This is a genomic window from Priestia sp. SIMBA_032 (genome assembly GCF_046535215.1).
Taxonomy (GTDB): domain Bacteria; phylum Bacillota; class Bacilli; order Bacillales; family Bacillaceae_H; genus Priestia; species Priestia aryabhattai.
Window position 1 is genome coordinate 1 of record NZ_JAWRXD010001299.1, and the last position, 246, is coordinate 246.

Below are 246 nucleotides of genomic sequence, written 5' to 3' on the forward strand. Positions count from 1 at the left end.
GCGTCGACATCATCGAGCTGGAGGAGATCGGCGACGAGATCGGGCTGACGGACATCACCCTGGAGGCCAGCGGGCTCGCCGGCGATGAGGACGTGCAGCAGATCGCCGACCTGCTGGAACCGGGAACGACCGGCGCGATCCTCGTGATCGAGCATGTCTGGGCCAAGGACCTGGCCAGCAAGTTCTTCCAGTCGGGAGGAGTCGTGCTGCACAGCGAGCGCATCCCCGCCCCTGTCGTGAACGCCG

1 protein-coding gene is annotated in these 246 nt (G+C 66.7%); it reads left to right on the forward strand.

Going from position 1 to position 246, the window contains the following annotated elements; translation table 11 throughout:
• Positions 1-246: DUF6325 family protein (locus SB717_RS38515; protein WP_410908488.1), on the forward strand; the 246-nt coding region annotated here is incomplete at both ends.